Annotated in this window: 19 protein-coding genes; 12 read left to right on the plus strand and 7 right to left on the minus strand. The window is 41.3% G+C overall.

What is annotated here, in order from left to right:
- Positions 1-47 precede the first annotated feature (47 nt).
- The 3 genes from C3Y93_RS00615 to C3Y93_RS00625 all read left to right on the plus strand — a co-directional run bounded on the left by C3Y93_RS00615 (position 48) and on the right by C3Y93_RS00625 (position 2,853).
- Positions 48-1,367, plus strand: coding sequence for an adenylosuccinate synthase (locus C3Y93_RS00615; RefSeq protein ID WP_004971574.1), 1,320 nt, complete (start codon positions 48-50; stop codon positions 1,365-1,367).
- A 238-nt stretch (positions 1,368-1,605) separates the two neighbouring features.
- Positions 1,606-1,914 (plus strand): hypothetical protein, encoded by a 309-nt coding sequence (locus tag C3Y93_RS00620; protein ID WP_004971573.1) that lies wholly within the window; start codon positions 1,606-1,608, stop codon positions 1,912-1,914.
- Positions 1,915-2,070: 156 nt separating this feature from the next.
- Entirely contained in the window at positions 2,071-2,853 is a 783-nt protein-coding gene (locus C3Y93_RS00625) for a M48 family metallopeptidase (RefSeq protein WP_004971571.1), read from the plus strand.
- A 168-nt stretch (positions 2,854-3,021) separates the two neighbouring features.
- Here the strand turns inward: C3Y93_RS00625 and C3Y93_RS00630 are convergent, their stop codons facing one another.
- Both C3Y93_RS00630 and crp read right to left on the minus strand, forming a co-directional pair.
- Positions 3,022-4,071: an NADP(H)-dependent aldo-keto reductase gene (locus tag C3Y93_RS00630; RefSeq protein WP_104851789.1), complete on the minus strand. Its 1,050-nt coding sequence runs from the start codon at positions 4,069-4,071 to the stop codon at positions 3,022-3,024.
- 206 nt (positions 4,072-4,277) lie between these two features.
- Positions 4,278-4,982: a cAMP-activated global transcriptional regulator CRP gene (crp, locus tag C3Y93_RS00635; RefSeq protein WP_004971566.1), complete on the minus strand. Its 705-nt coding sequence runs from the start codon at positions 4,980-4,982 to the stop codon at positions 4,278-4,280.
- Between the two features lie 148 nt (positions 4,983-5,130).
- On the opposite strand from crp, the gene C3Y93_RS00640 reads away from it, so the two are divergent.
- From C3Y93_RS00640 to C3Y93_RS00650, 3 genes are all read left to right on the plus strand, one after another.
- On the plus strand, positions 5,131-5,553 hold the full coding sequence (locus tag C3Y93_RS00640; protein ID WP_070156041.1) for an OsmC family protein: 423 nt from the start codon (positions 5,131-5,133) through the stop codon (positions 5,551-5,553).
- Between the two features lie 311 nt (positions 5,554-5,864).
- Complete coding sequence (gene clpB / locus C3Y93_RS00645) at positions 5,865-8,444, plus strand: ATP-dependent chaperone ClpB (protein ID WP_104851790.1); 2,580 nt, start codon at positions 5,865-5,867, stop codon at positions 8,442-8,444.
- Positions 8,445-8,672: 228 nt separating this feature from the next.
- The gene (locus C3Y93_RS00650) at positions 8,673-9,956 is read left to right on the plus strand and encodes a DUF945 family protein (RefSeq protein WP_104851791.1); all 1,284 of its coding nucleotides are present in this window, start codon (positions 8,673-8,675) and stop codon (positions 9,954-9,956) included.
- Between the two features lie 69 nt (positions 9,957-10,025).
- On the opposite strand, the gene rlmKL is transcribed toward C3Y93_RS00650, so the two are convergent.
- Entirely contained in the window at positions 10,026-12,230 is a 2,205-nt protein-coding gene (gene rlmKL / locus C3Y93_RS00655) for a bifunctional 23S rRNA (guanine(2069)-N(7))-methyltransferase RlmK/23S rRNA (guanine(2445)-N(2))-methyltransferase RlmL (RefSeq protein WP_104851792.1), read from the minus strand.
- Between the two features lie 326 nt (positions 12,231-12,556).
- On the opposite strand from rlmKL, the gene C3Y93_RS00660 reads away from it, so the two are divergent.
- The 6 genes from C3Y93_RS00660 to C3Y93_RS00685 all read left to right on the plus strand — a co-directional run bounded on the left by C3Y93_RS00660 (position 12,557) and on the right by C3Y93_RS00685 (position 19,002).
- Complete coding sequence (locus tag C3Y93_RS00660; RefSeq protein WP_104851793.1) at positions 12,557-12,946, plus strand: hypothetical protein; 390 nt, start codon at positions 12,557-12,559, stop codon at positions 12,944-12,946.
- A 305-nt stretch (positions 12,947-13,251) separates the two neighbouring features.
- Positions 13,252-14,268, plus strand: a complete 1,017-nt coding sequence (locus tag C3Y93_RS00665) for an aspartate carbamoyltransferase catalytic subunit (protein WP_004971550.1) — start codon at positions 13,252-13,254, stop codon at positions 14,266-14,268.
- Positions 14,269-14,278: 10 nt separating this feature from the next.
- Positions 14,279-15,514, plus strand: coding sequence for a dihydroorotase (locus C3Y93_RS00670; protein ID WP_104851794.1), 1,236 nt, complete (start codon positions 14,279-14,281; stop codon positions 15,512-15,514).
- Positions 15,515-15,640: 126 nt separating this feature from the next.
- On the plus strand, positions 15,641-16,357 hold the full coding sequence (locus C3Y93_RS00675) for a hypothetical protein (RefSeq protein WP_104851795.1): 717 nt from the start codon (positions 15,641-15,643) through the stop codon (positions 16,355-16,357).
- Between the two features lie 43 nt (positions 16,358-16,400).
- The gene (locus C3Y93_RS00680; protein WP_228153771.1) at positions 16,401-17,303 is read left to right on the plus strand and encodes a lysozyme inhibitor LprI family protein; all 903 of its coding nucleotides are present in this window, start codon (positions 16,401-16,403) and stop codon (positions 17,301-17,303) included.
- 214 nt (positions 17,304-17,517) lie between these two features.
- A complete protein-coding gene (locus tag C3Y93_RS00685; protein ID WP_104851796.1) occupies positions 17,518-19,002 on the plus strand; it encodes an OmpA family protein in 1,485 nt (494 codons plus the stop codon).
- Positions 19,003-19,272: 270 nt separating this feature from the next.
- Here the strand turns inward: C3Y93_RS00685 and C3Y93_RS00690 are convergent, their stop codons facing one another.
- From C3Y93_RS00690 to C3Y93_RS00705, 4 genes are all read right to left on the minus strand, one after another.
- Positions 19,273-19,911 (minus strand): CoA transferase subunit B, encoded by a 639-nt coding sequence (locus tag C3Y93_RS00690; protein ID WP_104851797.1) that lies wholly within the window; start codon positions 19,909-19,911, stop codon positions 19,273-19,275.
- A gap of 3 nt (positions 19,912-19,914) precedes the next feature.
- On the minus strand, positions 19,915-20,619 hold the full coding sequence (locus C3Y93_RS00695; protein ID WP_004971542.1) for a CoA transferase subunit A: 705 nt from the start codon (positions 20,617-20,619) through the stop codon (positions 19,915-19,917).
- A gap of 101 nt (positions 20,620-20,720) precedes the next feature.
- On the minus strand, positions 20,721-21,623 hold the full coding sequence (locus tag C3Y93_RS00700) for a hydroxymethylglutaryl-CoA lyase (RefSeq protein ID WP_104851798.1): 903 nt from the start codon (positions 21,621-21,623) through the stop codon (positions 20,721-20,723).
- Entirely contained in the window at positions 21,620-23,614 is a 1,995-nt protein-coding gene (locus tag C3Y93_RS00705; RefSeq protein WP_104851799.1) for an acetyl/propionyl/methylcrotonyl-CoA carboxylase subunit alpha, read from the minus strand. Before C3Y93_RS00705 ends, C3Y93_RS00700 begins: the two co-directional genes overlap by 4 nt.
- Positions 23,615-23,623: the final 9 nt, after the last annotated feature.

The following is a 23,623-nucleotide window of genomic DNA, read 5'->3' on the forward strand; positions in this document are numbered from 1 at the left end:
ACAGGTCTTGGTTTTCAATTTTAACAGCATGATGTAATGAGGCTATTATGGGCAAGAATGTTGTGGTACTTGGTACCCAATGGGGCGACGAAGGTAAAGGTAAGATCGTCGACCTGCTCACAGATCAGGCGGCGGCAGTCGTTCGTTATCAAGGCGGACACAACGCAGGCCATACTCTCGTGGTTGGTGGTAAGAAAACTGTATTACACCTCATTCCATCAGGTATTTTACGTGAAAACGTACTGTGCTTAATTGGTAATGGTGTAGTACTTTCTCCTGAAGCACTCATTAAAGAAATGGGTATTTTGGAGCAAGAAGGCGTGCCAGTGAAAGAGCGTTTACGTATTTCACCAAACTGTCCGCTTATTTTGCCGAACCACATTGCACTTGACCAAGCACGTGAGAAAAAACGTGGTAATGCCAAAATTGGTACAACAGGTCGTGGTATTGGCCCAGCTTATGAAGACAAGGTTGCACGTCGTGCGATTCGTGTTGCTGACTTGGTTCGTGGCGGTGAAGCATTACGCGCTCAATTGACTGAATTATTGGACTATCACAACTTCCAGTTGACACAATACTACGGTGTTGAAGCAGTTCAGTTAGATGAAGTTTTAGCGCTATGTGACCAATGGCGTGAAGTGATTGCACCATTAGTGGTTGATGTAACGACTGAAATTCATAATTACCGTAAAAACGGTGACAACATTATGTTTGAAGGTGCGCAAGGCTCATTGCTTGATGTTGACCACGGTACATACCCGTATGTGACTTCATCGAATACAACTGCGGGCGGTGTAAGCTCAGGTTCAGGCTTAGGTCCATTACATTTAGACTACGTTTTAGGGATTACCAAAGCTTATACCACACGTGTTGGTGCAGGCCCATTCCCAACTGAGTTGGTGTATGACGCAGCAAATGACGTAGGTGATGCGATTGGTAAACACTTAGGTACCGTGGGTCACGAGTTTGGTGCTTCTACAGGTCGTCAGCGTCGTTGTGGTTGGTTTGATGCCGAAATTTTACGTCGTTCAGTCGATGTAAACTCACTTTCTGGTATCTGCTTGACCAAGTTAGACGTATTGGACGGTTTAGAAGAAATCAAAATCTGCGTAGGTTATGAAAATACCGATTCAGGTTGCGTAGGTTCTTCTGATGCGCTTGCATACGAAAACTTAAAGCCAATTTATGAAACAATGCCAGGTTGGTCTGAATCAACTGTGGGCGCGACCAGTGTAGAACAATTGCCTGAAAATGCAGTGAACTACATCAAACGTCTTGAGCAGTTAATTGAATGTCCAATCGACATTATTTCTACAGGTCCAGACCGCGCAGAAACTATCGTATTACGTCATCCATTTGATGCTTAAGTCGTTGTGCTTTAGCATAGCATTTAAGCTCTGATGATGTATTCAGCCCTGTCTAAATGATGGGGCTTTTTATTGCTGTTGTTTCAGTTTCAATAGCGACTCATTTTTGGAAACATTATAGATGATGCTGAGTGAGTTGTTTTTTCAAGACTAAAGTTGCAGATGACTGGCGCTGTGCAGAGCAGGGTGGCTTGTTACAATGGCTTTAGAAAATTAAATTTAATTAAGGTTATGCAGGATGCATAAAAATATTACCAGTACGATTTTTTATTCTTTATTGTTTGCGATGGGCGGCGCACCGACCATTGCCATGATGCTGATTTTATCGCAAAAGCATGATCCGAATATTATGTATCAGGCATTTATTGGTTTAAGCGTTATTTTTGCCTGTATTTTGGTGCCACTGATTCTGATTCAAAATGCTTACCTACTCTACAAACGCAAAAATCCAGAAATGGAAGAAAAAGTAGAAGTAGTGTCTAAAATTTACTTGGGTTTAAATGTTTTCTGTTTAGTATTTTGGTTGTGTTATCAATTTCTTTACTAGGGTAGTGATTGATCGCTCAGACATACAATCTGTACACAGCTTAGGCGTTGTTTACATAAATGATATGTTTATGAAGTGATTATAGATTTAAAGCTTTGAATTGATTTCATATAATTGATTGGTATGAAGATAGCTCGCAAGGCGGAGATTATTATAATGAACAAAAAACTGATGTTAAGTTTATGTGCCGCAGGCGCAATCACAGTTTCAGGGTGTACGACTGTTGCAGACATGGCGGGTGCAGATACTGCGACCTTAAATGCAACTGCAACCAAAAGCTATAATGAAATGGTGCAAGACGCACGCAATAAAAATCAGTTAGACACAAGCTCCACCACGTATAAACGTATCAATACTGTGTTTCAGCGTTTGATCCCACATGCCAATCAAATGAACCAAACAGGTCAGCCTTTCCAGTGGCAATTGGCGGTACTTAAGTCTGATCAGGTCAATGCTTTTGTCGCACCTGGTGGTAAAGTGGTGTTCTACACTGGTATTGTGAATAAACTGAATTTAACTGATGCTGAAATTGCCGCAATTATGGGGCATGAAATGGTGCATGCTTTAGAAGAACACGCGAAAAGTAAAATTGGTGCACAGGCTTTAACCAATATTGCCTTGAACGTAGGTTTAAGTGCGGCAGGCAATAACGTTGGTCAATTGGGTGCAGCAGCAGCGCAATTGGGTACCCAAATTGGGATTGGCTTGCCATATTCACGTAATTTGGAAAGTCGTGCCGATCAGGGTGGTTTAATGCTGATGGCGCGTGCAGGTTATAACCCACAAGCTGCAATTACCCTTTGGGAAAAAATGAACAAGCTTGAAGGTGGCGGCGGTGCGTCCTTCTTATCGACTCACCCATCGAACAGTCAGCGTATTGAAGCAATGCGTAAAAACTTGCCAGCAGCACAAGCGCTATATAACCAAAGTCGTCGTTAAGATGACCTCAGCCAGTTCAACTGGTTAAGATAAAACACAAAAAAGATGCGCATGGTTTTATGCGCATCTTTTTTTATGAAGACTTTTTGACTTTAAACAGCATAAAATGATGAATTATTGCTGAGTTCATATTTTTAATTTCATTTTAAAGCAGTGCTTAAAATAAAATTAGGGCGCTGGATTGGGTTGTTGACGATGAATGGCTTCAATGCCTTGTAAAATTTCATCTGATAAGGTGATGTCAAAGGCATCAATATTTTCTTTGAGTTGCGCCATATTCGTCGCGCCAATAATGGTACTTGTCACAAAAAATTGCTGCTTGATAAATGCCAGCGCCAGTTGCGTCAAACTCAAGCCGTGTTGTTCTGCAAGTTGGGCGTATTGCTCGGTTGCCCATTCGCTTTGTGGATTACTGTAACGGCTAAAACGTGAATATAGCGTGACACGTGCATTGGCAGGGCGTGCGCCATGACGGAATTTACCAGTTAAATAACCAAAAGCCAAAGGTGAGTAGGCGAGTAGTCCAACACCTTCATAATGGGCGATTTCAGACATACCAATTTCATAAGTACGATTCAGCAGGTTATATGGATTTTGTACGCTAACAAATTTACTTAATCCTAATTGTTCTGCCAAGTGTAAAAACTTCATGGTGCCCCACGGGGTTTCATTCGACAGCCCAATATAGCGAATCCGTCCTTTTTGAATTTCTTGTTGCAATGCGGTTAAGGTTTCAGCAAGATCGGTTATTTCTTGCGTATTTTGTGCTTCTTGGTTGCCATAACCGAGTTTGCCAAAAAAGTTGGTTGGACGCTGCGGCCAGTGCAGTTGGTATAAGTCGATATAGTCGGTTTGCAGACGTTTTAAATTACCATCTAGCGCAGAATGAATATCCTGCGCATTAAAGCAGGTTTTGCCATCTCGTATATGGCTACCACCTTGTGATGGTCCTGCAATTTTAGAGGCGAGAAATATTTTGTCACGTCCGCCACGTTGGTGCAGCCAGTGACCAATCATGGTTTCAGTTGCCCCTTGGGTTTCTACTTTAGGTGGAACAGGGTACATCTCTGCGGTATCCCAAAAATATAAGCCTCGTTCTAGTGCATAATCGAGTTGTTGAAAGGCTTCTTGCTGGGTATTTTGTTCACCAAATGTCATGGTGCCTAAACAGATTTCTGGAACTAGAATGCCTGTTTTTGCCAAAGGTCTAAATTGCATCTTAGCATCTCGCTTAACATTGTCTTTATGAAGTCATGTCCTAAGAGGCTAAACCATTTTGAGCCGCTTGTGGCAGTTAAAATTGCTGATGCTTTGTAATGGTCGTAAGAATTATATTTTTATAGTTGAAAATGGCTATAAGTTATATACAGGCAATAAAAAAGCAAATCCGAAGATTTGCTTTTTTTTATGAGCATATAGATGGTTTACTCGTCATCAAAGTTGCCATCAGTGGATTCATTTTGCTCCAATGAAGCATCAAAAATAAGAATGGCTTTACCATCAGTTTCAATCATGCCTTGCTCTTCAAGTGTTTTTAGAACACGCCCGACCATTTCACGTGAACAGCCGACAATACGACCAATTTCTTGGCGTGTAATACGAATTTGACGACCGTTTGGCAAAATCATGGCTTCTGGCTGCGCAGAAAGATCAATCAAGCAACGTGCAATACGACCAGACACATCTATAAAGGCAAGGTCAGTCACTTTACGTGTAGTATTTTTTAAACGACGTACCAGCTGTGCAAAAACGGCATAGCTTAAATCGGGATATTGTTTGCTGAGTTCGTGGAAATTTTCATAAGTAATTTCTGCGATTTCACAGACATCACGAGTACGAACCTCTGCAGTACGTTGCGGATTCGATTCAAACAGACCCATTTCCCCAAAAAAGTCGCCTGGATTCAAATATGCCACAACAATTTCGCGATCATCATCTTCGCGAAGAATAATTGATACTGAACCTTTTAGAATCAAATATAATGATTTTGATTCAGTCCCTGCATCAACAATAGTTGTCCGTTTTGGATAACGGTTGATGTATGCACGTTTTAATAATGCTTTGACTGAGTCAGGCAGTTGTCCTGGGGACAATGCATCAGTACTCAGCTGTGAAAAGTTGGAAGTCATGCTAACGGTTCCGAAAATGGATAAATAATAGATCGCACAAGACCTAGTCTGAACTTGTCACACAGTAGAGATGAAATTCCTTATCAACTCAAGTTATGTTAGTGTACAAATACCCGTGTCAATTTATAGCTTTTTTTAGGTAGTTGCAATGCAAACAAGTGTTCAATGGTTAGAGAACGTTGCTTTTGAAGCCAAATCGGAAAGTGGTCATTCTGTAGTGATGGATGGATCTGCAGAATATGGTGGTGAAAACCGTGGTCCACGTCCTATGGAGTTAATCTTAATGGGGCTTGGTGGGTGTGCTTCGTTTGATATTGTGACTATTTTAAAGAAATCACGCCAAGAAGTGACGCATGTTGAATGTCAGTTAACTGCAGAACGTGCCGATAGCATCCCTGCAGTGTTCACCAAAATTCATTTGCATTTTGTGGTCAAAGGCAAGGCTGTCAAGGAAAAGCAGGTCGCGAAGGCGGTTGAACTTTCAGCAGAAAAATACTGTTCTGCCAGTAAAATGCTGTCTGATGGTGGCGTTGAAATTAGCCATGATTTTGAAATTATTGAACAAGATTAAGCGTTGACTGATAGGTCATACAATGATTGGTATATTTGCCAATCATTGTAACTAAATATTTCTATTTGCATGGATAATAATCAAAAACCTTTAATTTATTGATATGCAAGTGTATGTCAATTATTCAACTCACCATAAAAAAATTACCAGAATAAACTTGAAATTTACTTTAATAAGTCCAATATTATAATTGAAATCTAACCGTTAATTTTAATTAAGATTTTGAAAAATATATAAAAATTTAATTGAAATTTACGCCTGCGTTCCCATATATCCATCAAGTACACAATTTGTTGTGAGGAATAACAAGAATGCGTTTTGAAAAGTTTACCAACCGCCTACAGCAAGCTTTATCCGATGCCCAATCTCTCGCGATAGGGAAAGATCATACTGCCATTGAAGGCATTCACTTATTGGCGACTTTGCTCGAAGAAGCCTCCAATGTCAGTTTATTACAACAAGCAGGCGCCAACCTACGTGATTTGCAAAGCAAATTACAGCAAGCAATTGCCGATGCACCGACTTTGGCCAATCCAACAGGCGATATCAACTTAAGTCCAGATGCGGTTAAAGCCTTGAATTTGGCTGACAGTTTTGCCCAAAAAGCAGGTGATGATTTCTTGTCAACCGATTGGTTGATGCTGGGTTTGACCGAAGTGGGCGCGACCAAAACACTACTGAACAGTGTAGGCGTGACTTCAGCCAGTTTGCGTAGCGTGATTGACAAAATTAGAGGGGATGAAAAAGTCATGAGCAATAATCACGAAGATCAACGTGACTCACTCAATAAATATACCATCGATTTAACCGAACGTGCGTTGGCGGGCAAGCTAGACCCTGTAATTGGTCGTGATGATGAAATTCGCCGTACCGTTCAGGTGTTGTCACGCCGTACCAAAAACAACCCAGTACTCATTGGTGAACCTGGTGTGGGTAAAACTGCGATTGTTGAAGGTTTGGCTCAGCGTATTGTGAATGGTGAAGTGCCAGAAAGCTTAAAAGGTAAACGTGTTTTATCTTTAGATTTGGGCTCATTGTTGGCAGGTGCGAAATATCGCGGTGAGTTTGAAGAACGCCTAAAAGCGGTCTTAAAAGACTTGGCGAAACAAGAAGGTGAAGTCATCTTATTTATTGATGAATTACACACACTTGTGGGTGCAGGTAAAGGCGATGGTGCCATGGATGCAGGCAATATGTTGAAACCTGCATTGGCGCGTGGCGAATTGCGCTGCGTCGGTGCCACTACTTTAGATGAGTATCGTCAATATATTGAAAAAGATGCGGCTTTAGAGCGTCGTTTCCAAAAAGTATTGGTCGATGAGCCAAGTGTAGAAGACACCATTGCAATTTTACGAGGTCTGAAAGAACGCTACGAAGTGCACCACGGGGTTAAAATTTTAGATTCGGCGATTATTGCCGCCGCTAAAATGTCGCACCGTTATATCACTGACCGTCAACTTCCCGACAAGGCAATTGATTTGGTGGATGAGGCAGCGTCACGGATTAAAATGGAGCTAGATTCTAAGCCTGAAGCCTTAGATAAATTAGAGCGCCGTTTAATTCAATTAAAACTGCAACTTGAAGCCGTGAAGAAAGATGAAGATGCAGGCAGCCGTGCTGAAGTTGCGCATCTAGAAAAACAAATTATTGAAGTTCAGAATGAATACAATGATTTGGAAGAAGTTTGGAAAGCGGAAAAAACCTTGGTTGAAGGCACTAAGCAAATTCAGACTCAGTTGGATCAGGCACGTATGGCATTGCAAAAAGCGCAGCGTGAAAATGACCTGGCGGAAATGTCACGTTTACAATACGGCGTGATTCCTGAGTTAGAAAAACAACTGGCACAAGATGAGTTGGTTGAAGAGAAAGAAGAGCCGAAATTATTGCGTAACAAAGTTACGGACAATGAAATTGCTGAAGTCGTTAGTGCAGCAACGGGCATTCCTGTATCGAAAATGCTGCAGGGTGAACGTGAAAAACTGCTACACATGGAAGACTTTTTGCATAAACGTGTTGTTGGGCAAGAAGAAGCTGTGGTAGCAGTGTCGAATGCAGTACGTCGTTCACGTGCAGGGCTGTCTGACCCTAATCGCCCAAGTGGTTCGTTCTTGTTCCTAGGCCCGACAGGGGTAGGTAAAACAGAACTGACCAAAGCTTTGGCAAACTTCTTGTTTGACAGCGATGACGCCATGATTCGGATTGATATGTCTGAATTTATGGAAAAACACTCGGTGAGCCGTTTGGTTGGTGCACCTCCAGGCTATGTGGGTTATGAGGAAGGTGGGGTACTCACCGAAGCAGTCCGTCGTAAGCCGTATAGCGTGGTGTTGTTTGATGAGGTGGAAAAAGCCCATCCCGACGTATTTAACATCTTATTGCAAGTGTTGGATGATGGTCGCCTGACCGATTCGCAAGGTCGCGTGGTGGACTTTAAAAACACTGTAATTGTGATGACTTCTAACTTGGGTTCACACGAAGTACGTGAATTGGGTGACAATCCAACACGTGAAGAAGTGCGTACCGTGGTCATGGCCGCAGTTTCACAACATTTCCGCCCTGAGTTTATTAACCGTATTGATGAGTTGGTGGTGTTCCATTCACTGGAAAAAGCACAAATTCGTGGCATTGCCGATATTCAATTGGATCGTTTACGTGCGCGTTTAAGCGAACGCGACTTGAGCTTGTCGATAGACGATACTGCATTTGATCAATTGATTGAAGCAGGTTTTGACCCAGTCTACGGTGCGCGTCCATTGAAACGTGCAATTCAGCAACAAGTGGAAAACACATTGGCGCAAAAAATCCTCGCAGGTGACTTTGTTGCGGGTGATACGATTTTAATTAAAGCTGAAAATGGTCATTTGCTGTTTGAAAAAATGAAACTCAGCTAATTGGCTATGTGTAAGCAACTTTTAAGAAACCCAGCTTCGGCTGGGTTTTTTATGACTGACAATTTAGGTCACATAAGTAAAATTTTTGGTAAAAAATGACAGCTATTTTTAATATTTTGTGATGAATATTATATTTAAGTGATTTATTTGCAAAACAATTATCTTTTTTAAAGAAGATTAATTATAATTTATTGTTCAATAAGAATAGATAAATTCTGAGCAGAATCTATGTCAAAAATAGTATGGGGTGGAATGGGGGTTGCAGTGTTGGCAGGAGCTGTCACTGCAGGAAATTTATATGCAGATAAGAGCCTGCGTGAGCATTATCAACAAAATTTAAATCCTGTACCCAATGTGAGCGTCCAATATACGGACTACGACATGGGGAGTTTAACAGGTACTGCCAAATGGAAAATGACCATTATTGCAGACCCATGTAATGCTAAAGAAAAACTGGTGTTTCACGGACAAGATCAAATTCAGCGGACATGGAAAGGTTACCAAATTGATTCTAAAATGAATCTGGAACAAGGGCAGGGACAATTTTCCGAGTTCTTTCAGCAGCCTCTAAATGTGACAACGCAAGTGAATTGGTTGGGTGTATCGACCACGAAATTGAGCATACCTGCTATAGAGAAAAAAGAAGCAGGACTTGAAGCTAAATTTTCTCCTATGCAGATTGAGTTTCAGGCGAAACAAAGTCAGGGGCAGCAGAAAATTGTAAATATGAGTTTTGATGTGCCTCAATTGACGGTGCTGGATCAATTTGGACATCTTCAAGTAAAAGGCATGCAGTTTAAAACCAATCAGGCTTTGAATGTGCAGTCTTTAGAGCCGGGCTATTTCCAATTCAGTATTGCAGAAATGCAGCGTCAAGACCCAAAAGCAGTGGGTTCAGGCAAAATGAAAGACTTCAGTTGGCGTATGGATACTCAACTGCATGAGCGCACGGTAGATATTCAATCGAAATTTAAAATTGCCGAGTTAGGTTTGAATAATGTGCCTGCCATGCAAGACCTGCAAGTGAATTGGGATGTTAAAAACTTGCAGCGCAGTAAAATGCAGACGTTTCTTGATATTGTGCAAAAACAAAACAACTCATGCCTAGAAGCGGAAAACTTTGAGAAAGAAGTTCAACAAGCCTTGTTGGCTGTGATTAATGAAGGCTTTCAGTTCGAATCCAAGAAGAATCAGTTGAAATTAGGCACAGGCAGTATTCGGGCAGATTTGGTTGGTAAAGTGATGCCAGGGCATCAGACCACCTTAGAAGGTTTGGCAAAAATGTTCCCAAGCTTATTAGAGGCACAAACCGATGTAAGCTTTAATAAGCAAGTGGTTAAAACCATGATGAATAACTATATGCGTGCAGCAGGTAAAAGCATGTCAGATCAGGAGTTGGAGCAAATGCTGAGTGCGATGCAAAGCAGCCAGCAAATTCATCGCGATGGTGATGAGTTTAAATTGTCTATGCATTATCAATATGGTGAAAAGAAGTTTTTAACACCGCAATAAATTTATCTATTCCTTAAAAACAAAGCCTGTTCAATTGAACAGGCTTTGTTTTATCAGCAATCGTTTTGCTTAAACAGGTGGATGTTGGATTTTCCAAGCACGGTGGATTTTAGTGTTACGTTTGAAATCTGGACCAATGGTTTCATGGCTAATTTCTTGCACATCAAACATAGCTTCAATTTCTTCATCCATTTCAAAGCCACGGTAATTGTTAGAGAAGTACAGCGTGCCGCCTGTGGTTAGACGGTTCATGGCACGCTTAATTAAAGATACGTGGTCACGCTGTACATCAAAGGTTCCATAGAATTTTTTGGAATTCGAGAAGGTTGGCGGGTCAATGAAAATTAGTTCATATTGCTCATGGCCTTCCTTGAGCCATTCAAAACAGTCGCTAGCAAAGAATTGATGCTGTTCATCTGCATGGTCTACAGTCAAACCGTTCAGTACGAAGTTTTCTTTAGACCAGTTTAAATAGGTGTTAGATAAATCGACACTGGTGGTGCTTGCAGCCCCGCCAAGTGCAGCATGCAAACTTGCAGTTGAGGTGTAACTGTATAAATTTAGGAAGTGCTTACCACGTGCTTCTTTGGCAATGCGTAAACGCATTTGACGGTGGTCTAGGAATAAACCTGTATCTAAATAATCCGTCAGGTTGACCAAAATTTTCGCTTGACCTTCTTGCACGATAAAACGCTTAGAAGCAGTACTTTGTTTGGTGTACTGATTTTTACCTTCTTGGCGGGCACGTGTCTTAATGAATACCGCATCACGGCCTAAGCCTGTTACAGCACGAATTGCTTGTAATGCAAGATTAAAACGCTTTTTGGCTTTTTCAGGATCAATTTTTTTCGGTGGTGCATATTCTTGTACGTGCAAACGATCGCCGTATAAATCGACTGCGACATTAAAATCAGGCAAGTCTGCATCGTATAAACGTAAGCAATAGACATTATCTTTCACAGCCCATTTTTTCAGGCTTTGCATATTTTTCTGTAAGCGGTTGGTGAAGTCTTCTGCACCTTCAATCGGTTCAAATTGCTGAGGTTGCCAGTCAGCTAAGAATGGACGTGCTACTGTTGCAGGTTTGATCGTGCCAAAACGTACGTAAATTGGTAGTTTACCGTTCATCAAACGTAGAATTTGAGGGTCATTAAATGCCAGTACATCGGCTTGTTCGACCTGTGCGGCAATTACAGCTGCTTTTTGATTTGGGAAATGTTTTTGCAATAGGGCAGATAAACCCAAATATAAGGCACGGTTCGAGGCTTTATCGCCTAAACGCTCACCATAAGGTGGGTTGGTGACAATAAAGGCTTGTTTGCCTTCAGCCTGAAAATCTGGCCAGTCAGCTAAAGTACGTTCTTCAATTTGAATCTGATCGAGCAAGTGTTCAAAACCGGCAGCAATAATATTTTGCTTGGTGGCTTTGACTGCTTGCCAGTCTGCATCAAAAGCATAGAATTTAGGCAGCGGTTGTTGTAATGCTGTTTGATGGCGTTCAGCCGCTTCTGCTTTAATGCTCATCCATAATTCATGGTCGTGACCTTGCCAACCGTTAAAACCGAAACGACGTACCAAACCCGGTGCACGGTCAGTCAGCATCATCAATGCTTCAATAATAAACGTACCCGAACCACACATTGGGTCTAAAATAATGTCGGGTTGAATTTGTTGTAATTGACCTTTTTGCAGAATCGCTGCGGCAAGGTTTTCTTTAATTGGGGCATCGGTCATAAAACGACGATAGCCGCGTTTATGCAGTGAATCGCCAGATAAATCTAGGCAGTATGTATGTTCTTTTTTACCTGCCAACACGTATAAGGTAATTTCAGGCTGTTTGATGTCAATGCTTGGACGTTTGCCCACTGCATCCATAAATGAATCGACCACACCATCTTTAACGCGCAAGGTCGCAAATTGGCTGTTCACTTTAATGTCACGCTCTATATGCAAACGCACTGCAAAAGTACTTTGTGGCGCAAAAATCAGTGACCAGTCAAAGCTCAGCGCACCTTCATAAAGCTCTTCGGCTACATCGCGCGCGTCGTGACTAAATTCAATTTCGTGTGTGTGAATTGGTGTAAGGACACGTGAGGCTAAACGTGACCACATGCAGACACGATAGGCATTTTCGAGTGTGCCTTTGAAAATTAAACGACCCGGTAAACGTTCGATATTTTGAATACCTAAACCTTGCATTTCTTCTTGCAATAAGGTTTCAAGTCCATCTGCACAGGTGACCCAATATGTAGAAAGACGGGGTTTCGAATTCATGAAAATTTCCAAAAGCAATTCAGCAATCGGCTATTTTACCGTATTTTGTGCTAGAAAACTTAGTGATTTAGCGTGAATCGTGCAGAATTTTAAAGGTCTAGGTTTGAAGAGCTTCAGGGCATTTTTTACTGTTTTTTTCTAAAAAGGCAATGAGGATGTAATGACATCTCTAAAAAATTTTGAGTGATTGTATTGCGGAAAATAAAAACCTGAATATTCACATGATTGGTATGTATTTTGCTCATACATTGTTGTGATGGTGAACATTTTGCAGATGAGCATCAAACACTGCAAAACAACAATGAAGCGATAAGGGGAATATTTAAATGACCACGGCTACTTTAAACACGGCACAGGCTTTAACAGCAAATAACGAGATTTTTTCAGTTGCCACTTTAATTTATACGCGATTAAGACGGGTCAGTGGACGTGTGATTGATGTCATGTATCTGGTTGAAAATTCAGACTATGCACGTGCTGTGCTGCAATTGGCGCTCGCTACACACGATGAGGAATTGTGCCGTTATGCGCTGCGCTTAAACAGTATATTGGCTAACTTAATGGATGCTGATGCAGAAATAACGTCGCCACAGACTGAAGCGCAGCAATTAGATGCAGTAGAAAATATAGAAAATATAGATGACTTGACTGAACCTACAGCTGAAGAAATTTATCGGGCGCAGGTGTCCCATCATTATATAGGGGCATTGCGTTAAACGGTGAATTGTACAGACTATGCCTACATAGCCTGAAGGTTGCGTAGGCAGTTGTAGGCGAAGATTGACCCACCAGATGTTCATCAAGCTCATATAAAAATAATTGGCTAGCAGAGCAGTTAAATATAAATGCCATCCTTTCACATCGCTTTGTAGAGTATTAAGCATGAAAGAAAGTGTAGATGAGTCTGCATGACTTAATTTTTAAAATCATAAGTTTCTTTTGACTAAATCACGCCAAGTTACACTGCTTTGCCAAATCAATTTCTGTATAATGCGTTAACTTAACGTATAAGGAATCTCTCATGCATTTGGCGGCATTGCATACTCCGAGCCAGATTCAATTGAATAAAGATGGGCATTTAAAACACTTTTTAACCATCGAAGGTCTTTCCAAAGAAACCCTCACCCAAATTCTGGACACAGCACAGTCCTTTTTCAATGAACAAAACCAACTGATCACCAATAATTTGCTCGAAGGGCGCACGGTGATGAATTTGTTCTTCGAAAACTCTACTCGTACCCGCACCACATTTGAAGCCGCAGCCAAGCGTCTTTCTGCCAATGTACTCAATATTGATATTGCCCGTTCAAGTACCTCTAAAGGTGAAACTTTGCGTGACACTTTGTGGAACTTAGAGGCGATGGCTGCTGACATTTTTGTGGTGCGTCATTCATCTTCAGGTGCAGCACATTTTATTGCTAAAACGGTTTGCCCAAAGGTTGCCATTATTAATGCGGGTGATGGCCGTCATGCACATCCAACGCAAGCGATGTTGGATATGCTGACCATTCGCCGTGAAACCCAACGACCTTATGAAGAATTAAGTGTTGCGATTATTGGTGATATCAAACATTCACGCGTGGCGCGTTCCGATGTGGCTGCCTTGCAAACACTGGGCTGTAAAGACATTCGCGTGATTGCACCGAACACCTTGTTGCCCTACGGTTTTGATGAATATGGCGCAGGCGTGCGTTTATTTAACAAAATGGAAGAAGGCATTAAAGATTGCGACGTGATTATCACCCTGCGTATTCAAAATGAACGTATTGATTCGCCAGCACTTGCCTCACAAGCCGAATTCTACAAAATGTACGGTTTAAACAAAGAGCGTTTGGCGCTTGCAAAACCAAACTGTATTGTGATGCATCCTGGTCCAATGAACCGTGGTGTCGAAATTGATTCAAGCATTGCCGATGGGCCTCAATCGGTGATTTTAAATCAAGTAACCAACGGTATTGCGGTACGTATGGCGGTATTGGCCTTGGCGATGCAAGGTCAATTGCAAGAACAAGGTTTGATTGACGCGATTGCGGTATAAGGAAAAAGTCATGGCGATTGTAAAAATTGAAAATGTACGTGTGCTTGACCCAATCCAGCAAATTGACCGCGTACAAACGGTATATCTTGAAAATGGCAAGTTGGTTGCAGAAAGTGCAGATATTAGCGAAAGCATAGATGCCCAAGGTCAATGGCTCATGCCAACTATGGTCGATTTATGCGCACGTTTACGTGAACCTGGTCAGCAACAACATGGCACGCTCAAATCTGAAGGCAAGGCCGCACGTGAAAACGGAATTCTGCACTTATTTACGCCACCCGATTCTAAACCAATCGTGCAAGACAACGGTGCACTCATTCATGGTTTGGTCGAAAAAGCCATGTTGGATGGTGGCATTTATTTAGAAGTGATTGGTGCACAAACTCAAGGTTTAAACGGCAAGCAGCCTGCCAATATGGCGGGACTGAAAAAAGGCGGCTGTAGTGCAGTGTCCAATGCCAATGCACCTTTTGAAGATGATGATGTCGTGATTCGCACACTGGAATATGCTGCAGGTTTGGACATGACCGTGGTGTTCTATGCCGAAGAACCGCAAATTGCTAAAGATGGCTGTGTGCATGAAGGTTTTATTGCATCGCGTCAGGGCTTGCCTATGATTCCAACTTTGGCAGAAACCGTAGCGATTGCCAAATATTTGCTGATGATTGAAGCCATAGGTGTACGTGCGCATTTTGGCTTATTGTCTTGTGGTGCATCAGTTGAATTGATTCAACAAGCTAAAGCCAAAGGTTTACCTGTCACTTGTGATGTTGCGATGCATCAACTGCATTTAACCGATCAAATTATTGATGGTTTTAACTCGTTAGCGCATGTACGTCCGCCACTGCGCTCAGAGCAAGACAAAGCATTACTGCGTCAAGGTGTAAAAGATGGTGTGATTGATGCGATTTGTACTCATCATGAGCCGTTAAATAGCTCTGCAAAAATGGCACCATTTGCAGATACTTTGTCAGGTTTTACTGCATTTGATACTTATATTCCATTTGGGATTCAACTGATTCAGGAAGGTCTGTTCAGTCCATTGGAATGGGTAGAAAAAGTGACACTTGCACCTGCGCGTGTGGCAAAAATGCAAAGTCGTTGGGAACAGGAAGCGGGTTGGGTCTTGGTTGATCCAGAAGTGGAATGGACACTGAACAAAGAAACGATTGTGTCACAAGGCAAAAATACGCCTTTGATTAATCAAGTTGTAAAAGGCAAAGCAGTACGCGTCTTTACTGCTTAATATACTCTGATTGATATTTTATTTTCAAGTTTAAATAAGAGTCAGCTTCGGCTGGCTTTTTTGTGACTCAATTGTTATTAATTGTTAATTTAGTTTATAATTATTTAAACAAAAGAGGGGTTATTAATGAAACTTAACAATAAAATACTTATTGCTTTTACATCCAGTTTGGCATTAACAGGTTGTGATAAACTTTTTTCAAATCATGTTCAATGTGATGATGAGTCTGCTACATCATTGGTAACACAGGTGTTAAATGATAATTTGGAAAAATCTTTAGAACGCGAACTGAAATTGTTAATCAAAGATGGTTCGATTAAAGATTTAGATCCTGCAAAACTTAAATTATCTGCAAAAAATATCCAATTTAGTTTGGCAGATAGCAGAACGGATTTTATTGATCCGAATAGTCCTAAAACTTCATGCTCAATTGATTTAACAGTTACAGTTCCATCGGATTTAATAAAAAAATCTGATGAAGCAAGATCTAAAGTTGATGCTCTAAGTGTTGAAGCACAAGCAAATAATTTAGGTGTGAATTATGAAAATAATAAAATTAATTTAACTTTAGAATATGTTTTACAACCAACTGATAAAGGTGACAAGGTTTTAGCACAAATAAAAAATTCATCTGACATGCAAACTTTAGTTTCAGATACTTTGACTTATGCTTTCTTAAAACCACAAATTGAAAAGAATCAGGTCCAAAATTTGGAAACTACCAAAGCTAATATGCGAAGAAATAATACTGATTATTTAGCAAACGAAGCTGCTTTAGAAGCTGCAGAAGCCGCTAATGCAGCAGCGGATGAAGTGCTCGCAGAAAGTTATGAAGAATATTAATAATCTGTTTCTGTAATAAAGATAAATTGATAATAGGGTAATTATGAAATTTAAATTATTAGCACTAATCGGTAGTATGTTCTTTATATCTGGCTGTGATAAAGTACAATCAATTACAGGTAGCTCAGTTAAATGTGATAATGAAACTGCCAAACAGTTGGTTGTTGAAAGTTTTAGTAAAACAGTAGGTGATGTTGCAGCATTGCGTGTGAAAGAGTTAGTTGATAGTGAAAATATCACAATTGATATGGGTAAATTAAGAAGCACCCTTCAGCAAATTACATTTAATGTGAATGACGTTCGTACAAATAACTCTGATCCAAATAGTAATAAGCAGTATTGTGTAACGGAATTTGTCGTTAAAATCCCGGATCAAATGATTAAAGATGCAGATGCAGCCCGAGCTATTTATGATGAAAATAATATTGCTCAGTCTGCGATTTTGTCTGATTTATCCTTTGAATCAAATCAATTGAAAAAAGAAATTGAATACTTAGTGCAACCAACAGATGACGGTAAAAAAGTTTATGTGACTTTAGAAAATCCAGATGCTCTTGCATATTTTGTCAGAGATATTGCTGTTGATTCTTTAGTCAAAACTGCACGACAAAATGCGGCTGAGGTTGCTAAACAAGAAGAAATAAAAAGGATAGCTGAAGAGTCAGCTGTCGCTGAAGAGTATCAATCAGTTTTATTGTCAGAAGCTCAATCAAATTTAGATAAAGCTAATGCGAATTTGAATTTAGTATGGAATGCTACCACCAAAGACGTACGTGATCAGCTGCTTGCTGAACAAAAAATTTGGTTAAAGAAGCGTGATTTAGAGTGCAAATTGGAAAGTTCAAATACAGAAAATCCAGAAGTTTTTCGTTTAAACTGTGAAACAAGTATGACCAACGAACGTACCAATGAATTACGCCAAAAAATTTATTATTTAGAACCTTGATTTCAAGTTTAAATAAAAGTCAGCTTCGGCTGGCTTTTTTATTGAATTCTTAAAAAAAATCAAAAATAGAAAACCGAAGAATAGAAAACTCTACATTTCGTTGACTCAAATTTCACAACAAAATCAAAACACCACAATTTATTACATTTGTTTAAATTTTAAGCATATATATTAAAAAACAACATGAAAACAAAGACAAAAAAAGAGGACATATATGCAAACAGATTTGATAGACTTGCTCAAACAAAGTGTGTCATCAATTGTATTGGAAGGGGAAACTCAGCATTTGCTTGAAAAAAATCAGGCATTGAGTAGTTTTTATCCCATTTTATTGTCTATTTTAAATTCACGACCTGAACTGATTGACAATCTGCTGCGACAACTGAATCCACGTGTGGGCGATGTATTTGGTTCAAACTTGTCTTTAAAACAGCAGTTTATGGATATGGTGAGTGGCACAGCACCGCAAACCGAAATTGAAAACACCCTGAATCGTTCAATTGCACCAAGTTTAAACTTTTTGGAAAATCAGGCAGGTTCATCTGACCCAGTTGCAATTCAGCATTTACTGCAAAACAATTTAGATTCAATTCAGGCGGCTTTACCGCAGTGGGCAACAGCATTATTGGCTGCTTTGGGGGTAAATAATGCTGCGGGCCAAACCGTACATCAAGCACCTGAAGTCATTGTGACTGAGCCAGTAGAAGAACGCCGTTCGTGGTTATTGCCAATTTTAGCTTTAATTATTTTAATTGGTTTATTGGCATTTTTATTCCGTGCATGTAGTGACCGCAACCAAGCGCCTGCAACCACACAGACCCAAGTGGCAGCAAATCAGGCTGCAATGTTGCAAGTCAGTACAGGCAGTGATGGTAATTTGGTGACCTGTCAAATTTTGCTGAATAATCCAAGCTATATGGAAATTCTGCAGAATGAAGTGAAGCAAATTTTCAATCATCCAACAGGTTGTGGTGCAGAAAATTTTGCCAACTATCATTCGGAATTTATTGATCAGGACGTGATTCCAAGCGTTTTAAAAATGCTGAAAGGTGTACCGAATGTCAATTTAAACTGGGTGGGTAATCAACTGTCTATTCAAGCCGCGAACCCTGCCGATGCAGAGCGTTTAGCCAGTCAAATTCGTCCATTGGCTAAAAACATGACTGTAGTGACTCAGCAACCTGCAGAAACTACAGTAACCGATGTTAATCAGGCTGTAACCAGCAGTATTAGCAATGCCGAGCAGGCTTTGGCTGCAATTAATCCTGACAATATTCAAGCTTTGGATATTGCGACGGCACTCAATATGCAAATCATTAATTTTGATTCTGCATCGACTGAAATTCCAGCAGCCAATAAGTCTATTTTAGATCAGGCTGCGGTATTGATGCAGCGCGCGCCACAAGTGCAATTAACCGTGAAAGGGCATACCGATGCCGTAGGTGATGCCAATGCCAACAAAACTTTGTCACAACAACGTGCGCAAGCAGTGGTCGATTATTTAGTATCACGTGGTGTAAATCCGGGTCAATTGCAAGCCATTGGTTTTGGTTCAGAGCAGCCGATTGCGGCAAATGCAACGCCAGAAGGTCAATTTAAAAACCGCCGTATTGAGTTTGAAGTCTTGAATGTAGATACAGGCACGGTGCGTAGTGTGGAAGATGCTGGCGTGGTAGAGCAAAAGGCGCCTCAATCTTAAAATAGGTCTATTTTCTTGTAAGCCTTCACTTTGCAAAGTGAAGGCTTTTTTATTGTGGATCAATCCCGAAGTATTGTGCAAATATCGAAATTGAAAGTGATTTTTTAAATGATTTTTGGTTTAGTGGAATCGTTTTATAAATCAGTGATTTATTGGTTTTGTTGAGTGGAAAAGTATAGGAGTCAAAATAAACTCTCTCCCTTGTATTAAGTTTTAAAGCAGTGCATCAAAACTTGCAAAGGAGAGGGTTATTCACTCGAGATAAATTCATCAAGCTGCGACTTTTTGTAAGGCAACACCTGTGACTTTTTGAATTTCATCAAAACTGACATCGGGTGCAAGTTCAATCAACTTTACGCCTTGTGGAGTAATATCAAGCACGCCTAAGTCGGTAATGATACGATGCACCACCGCTTTACCTGTGAGTGGCAAACTGCACTGCGATACAATTTTAGGCGTACCATCTTTGGCACAATGTTCCATCAGCACTACAACTTTTTGTACGCCTGCAACCAAATCCATTGCACCGCCCATACCTTTAACTTTCTTGCCGGGAATCATCCAGTTGGCAAGATCGCCTTGTTCAGAAACTTCCATTGCCCCTAAAATAGCGATATTGACATGCCCGCCACGAATCATGGCAAAGGAATTTGCGCTAGAGAAAAAAGCCGCACCTTTACGCGCTGTCACAGTTTGTTTACCTGCATTGATCAGGTCGGCATCTACAGTTTCGGCAGTTGGGAACTCACCAATGCCAAGCAAGCCATTTTCGGACTGTAACCAGACATTGATATGTTCAGGAATATAATTGGCGACCAGTGTGGGTAAGCCAATGCCTAAATTGACATAAAAACCATCTTCTAATTCTTGTGCAGCGCGCTGCGCCATTTGATTACGCGTCCAAGCCATGTCTTAAGCCTCCGCCTTTAAAGTCATTTGTTCAATCCGTTTTTCTGGGCTTGCATTGAGGACAATGCGGTTCACATAAATACCAGCTAAGTGGATTTCGTCGGGGTCTAAATCGCCAATTTCAACGATTTGTTCAACTTCGGCAATGGTGATTTTGCCTGCCATAGCACAAACAGGATTAAAGTTTTGTGCTGTTTTACGGAAAATAAGATTACCCGCTTTATCTGCTTTGTAGGCTTTGACCAAAGCGACATCTGCAGTCAAAGATTCTTCTAAAATATAATCTTTGCCGTTAAATTCACGGACTTCTTTGCCTTCTGCAATGACAGTGCCTACACCTGTTGGGGTGAAAAATGCAGGAATACCTGCACCGCCTGCGCGTAGTTTTTCTGCCAGTGTGCCTTGCGGGGTGAGTTCAACTTCCAATTCACCGCTTAAAAACTGGCGTTCAAATTCTTTATTTTCGCCGACATAAGATGAAATCATTTTTTTGATTTGTTTGGTTTCAAGCAATAAGCCTAAACCAAAACCATCGACGCCAGCGTTATTAGAAATACAAGTCAGTTGTTTGACGCCTGTATCTTTTAACGCAGCAATCAAGGCTTCAGGAATACCGCATAAACCAAAACCGCCCACCGCCAAGGTATGCCCATCTTGAACCACGCCATTTAATGCAGCTTGTGCGCTGTCATATACTTTATTGGACATTTGTCACCTCTATTTATTCTCTGCACGGCATTCACTTGCCATGTTGTGTTGTTGCCATCCTTATTGCTTATGTTCCAATGCTATTGAGGATGAAATAGGTTTTAAGCACAAACCTTTTGCCAGTAGGCATTGGCATAGTGAGATGGATTATTGCGCTGTAAGATATTGCTGATGTTACGACTAGCTGTCATCAGCGGCTCTAACCGCACACCTGTTTCAAAACCCATCTTGGACAGTAAATAGTACAAGTCTTCGGTAGACACATTGCCCGATGCACCTTTGGCATACGGACAGCCACCCAAACCAGCAATGGATGAATCAAATACACGAATGCCTTGTAAGAGCGATTGATAAATATTGGCAATCGCCATGCCGTAAGTATTGTGAAAATGACCTGCTAAAACTTTGGCATCGACCTCTGCCAAACATGCATCCCAGACTTTTTGCACACGGTCAGGGGTTGCTGTACCAATGGTTTCACCCAAAGACACTTCATAGCAGCCCATGTCCAATAATTGCTGTGTGACTTTTGCGACTTGTTTCGGGTCAATTGCGCCTTCATAAGGACAGTCCACCATACAAGATACATAACCACGCACGCGAATGTTGTGCGCTTTGGCTTGACGCATGACATCGCTAAATTTTTCCAAACTTTCTTCAATTGAACAGTTGATATTTTTTCGGGTAAAGCTTTCAGAAGCTGCGGTAAACACGGCAACTTCTTTGCAACCCACCGCCAAAGCCGACTCAAAACCTTTTGAGTTTGGGGTCAGTAAACTGAATTGAATGTTTGGGTTTTGTGGCAGGCTGGCAAACAGCACATCGCTGTCTGCCATTTGCGGTACCCATTTGGCCGATACGCAAGAACCGACCTCAATGCTGCTTAAACCTGTTTGCATTAAATCCAAAATCAGGTTTTTACGGTCTGCCAAAGTGAGTGGCGTTTTCTCATTTTGCAGACCATCTCGTGGGCCAACCTCTACAATTTTGACAAATTCAGTCATGCAACTTCCTCCGTCAAGGCTTCAAATTCAACCAGTTCATCGCCTGCTTTGACCTGATCGCCCGCTTGGAAGTACGAACTTGCCACAATGCCATCGAAAGGCGCACGAATTGAATATTCAATTTTCATGGCTTCCAGTGTCATCAGTACATCATCTTTTTTCACACGGGCATTGGCTGCCACCAAAACTTGGGTGATTACACCCGGCATTGGTGCAGTCAGATTGTTGGCATTGTCTTGTTGATCATCGCTGTTAAAGTTTGCTTGTACATAGCTAAACACATGACGCTGACCGTTTTGGAACAGGGTGATGCCTTGCGCATGTTGGTTAAATGCCAGTTTTTGCTGCTGACCATTGATGCAAAGCTGTAGACGATGTGCATCCAAAAGCTCGCCTTGAACGCTCAGCGTTTGCCCATTGTAGTGAGCCTCAAAAACAGAAGTGCATGGTTTTAACTGGATTTTGAGTGTTTGGTCATTGCACTGTAATTGCACTGTGTGGGCGCTTTGCTGATTTAAGCGCCAGAAGTGGTCTTTTTGCCAAACCGCGTTGTTTGCCGCTTTGTTGTTTTGAATACGAGAAAGTACATCAATTAACGCAGCTGCAACGACAGTTTCTGTAGCGACTTCAGGTTTTGCGTTAAGTAAAAATGCTTCCTCACGTTGAATAAGCCCTGTATCCAAATTGGCATGTTTAAAGGAATCACACAGCACCAAACGATCCAAGAATGCAATGTTGTTGCCTAAACCATCGACGTGGAACTGACCTAAAGCATGGTGCATTTGCGTTAATGCTGCTTCACGGTTTTTACCCCAAACAATCAGTTTGGCAATCATTGGGTCGTAGTAAGTGCTGATTTCATCACCTTCGACAATCCCGCTATCGACACGTACGGCATCATTTTGCTCTGGATAATGCAGATAGCTGATTTGACCAATGGCAGGAATAAAGCCTTTTTCTGGTTCTTCGGCATACACACGCGCTTCAAGGGCATGACCATGAATTTGCAATTCATGTTGCTGTTTTGGCAATGGCTCACCAAAAGCAACTCGCAATTGCCACTCAACCAAGTCTTGCCCTGTAATCATTTCTGTGACGGGGTGTTCGACCTGCAAGCGGGTATTCATTTCCATGAAATAAGCAGTACCGTCTTGCTCGACAATAAACTCTACCGTACCTGCGCCCACGTAATTTACAGCACGTGCGGCATCAATTGCGGCTTGGCGCATAGTTTCGAGTTTATCTTCTGGCATTTTTGGTGCAGGTGCTTCTTCAAGCACTTTTTGGTGGCGACGTTGTACCGAGCAATCACGTTCAAACAAATGCACGTAGTTGCCGTGAGTATCGCCAAAAACCTGTACTTCAATATGACGTGGTTGAATCACATAGCGTTCAATCAGCACATCTTCATTACCAAAGCTAGAACGTGCTTCACTTTTACATGAAGCGAGTGAGCTGAGAAAGTCTTCACTGCGTTCTACTAAACGCATGCCTTTACCGCCACCGCCTGCACTGGCTTTAATGAGCACAGGATAACCAATGCTGTCGGCTTGTTGCTTTAAAAATGCCGCATCTTGATTGCTGCCGTGGTAGCCCGGAGTTAGTGGCACACCTGCTTTTTCCATCAAGGCTTTAGAGGTTGCTTTTAGACCCATCGCCAAAATGGCTTCAACTGGCGGGCCAATAAAAACAATATTGTTGTCTTTACAGGCAAGTGCGAATTGGTCATTTTCAGATAAGAAACCATAACCCGGGTGAATCGCTTGTGCACCTGTGCTTTTGGCTGCCTGAATAATACGTTCAACTTGCAAATAACTTTGTGCCGCAGGCGATTCACCAATATAAATGGCTTCGTCTGCCAGTTTAACGTGTTGTGATTGCGCATCGGCATCTGAATACACCGCGACAGTCGCAATCCCAAGTTTTTTTGCGGTACGAATTACACGGCAGGCAATTTCACCACGGTTGGCAATTAAAATCTTTTCAAACATCGTGCGATC

The organism is Acinetobacter sp. SWBY1 (genome assembly GCF_002946595.1).
GTDB classification, from domain to species: Bacteria; Pseudomonadota; Gammaproteobacteria; order Pseudomonadales; family Moraxellaceae; genus Acinetobacter; species Acinetobacter towneri.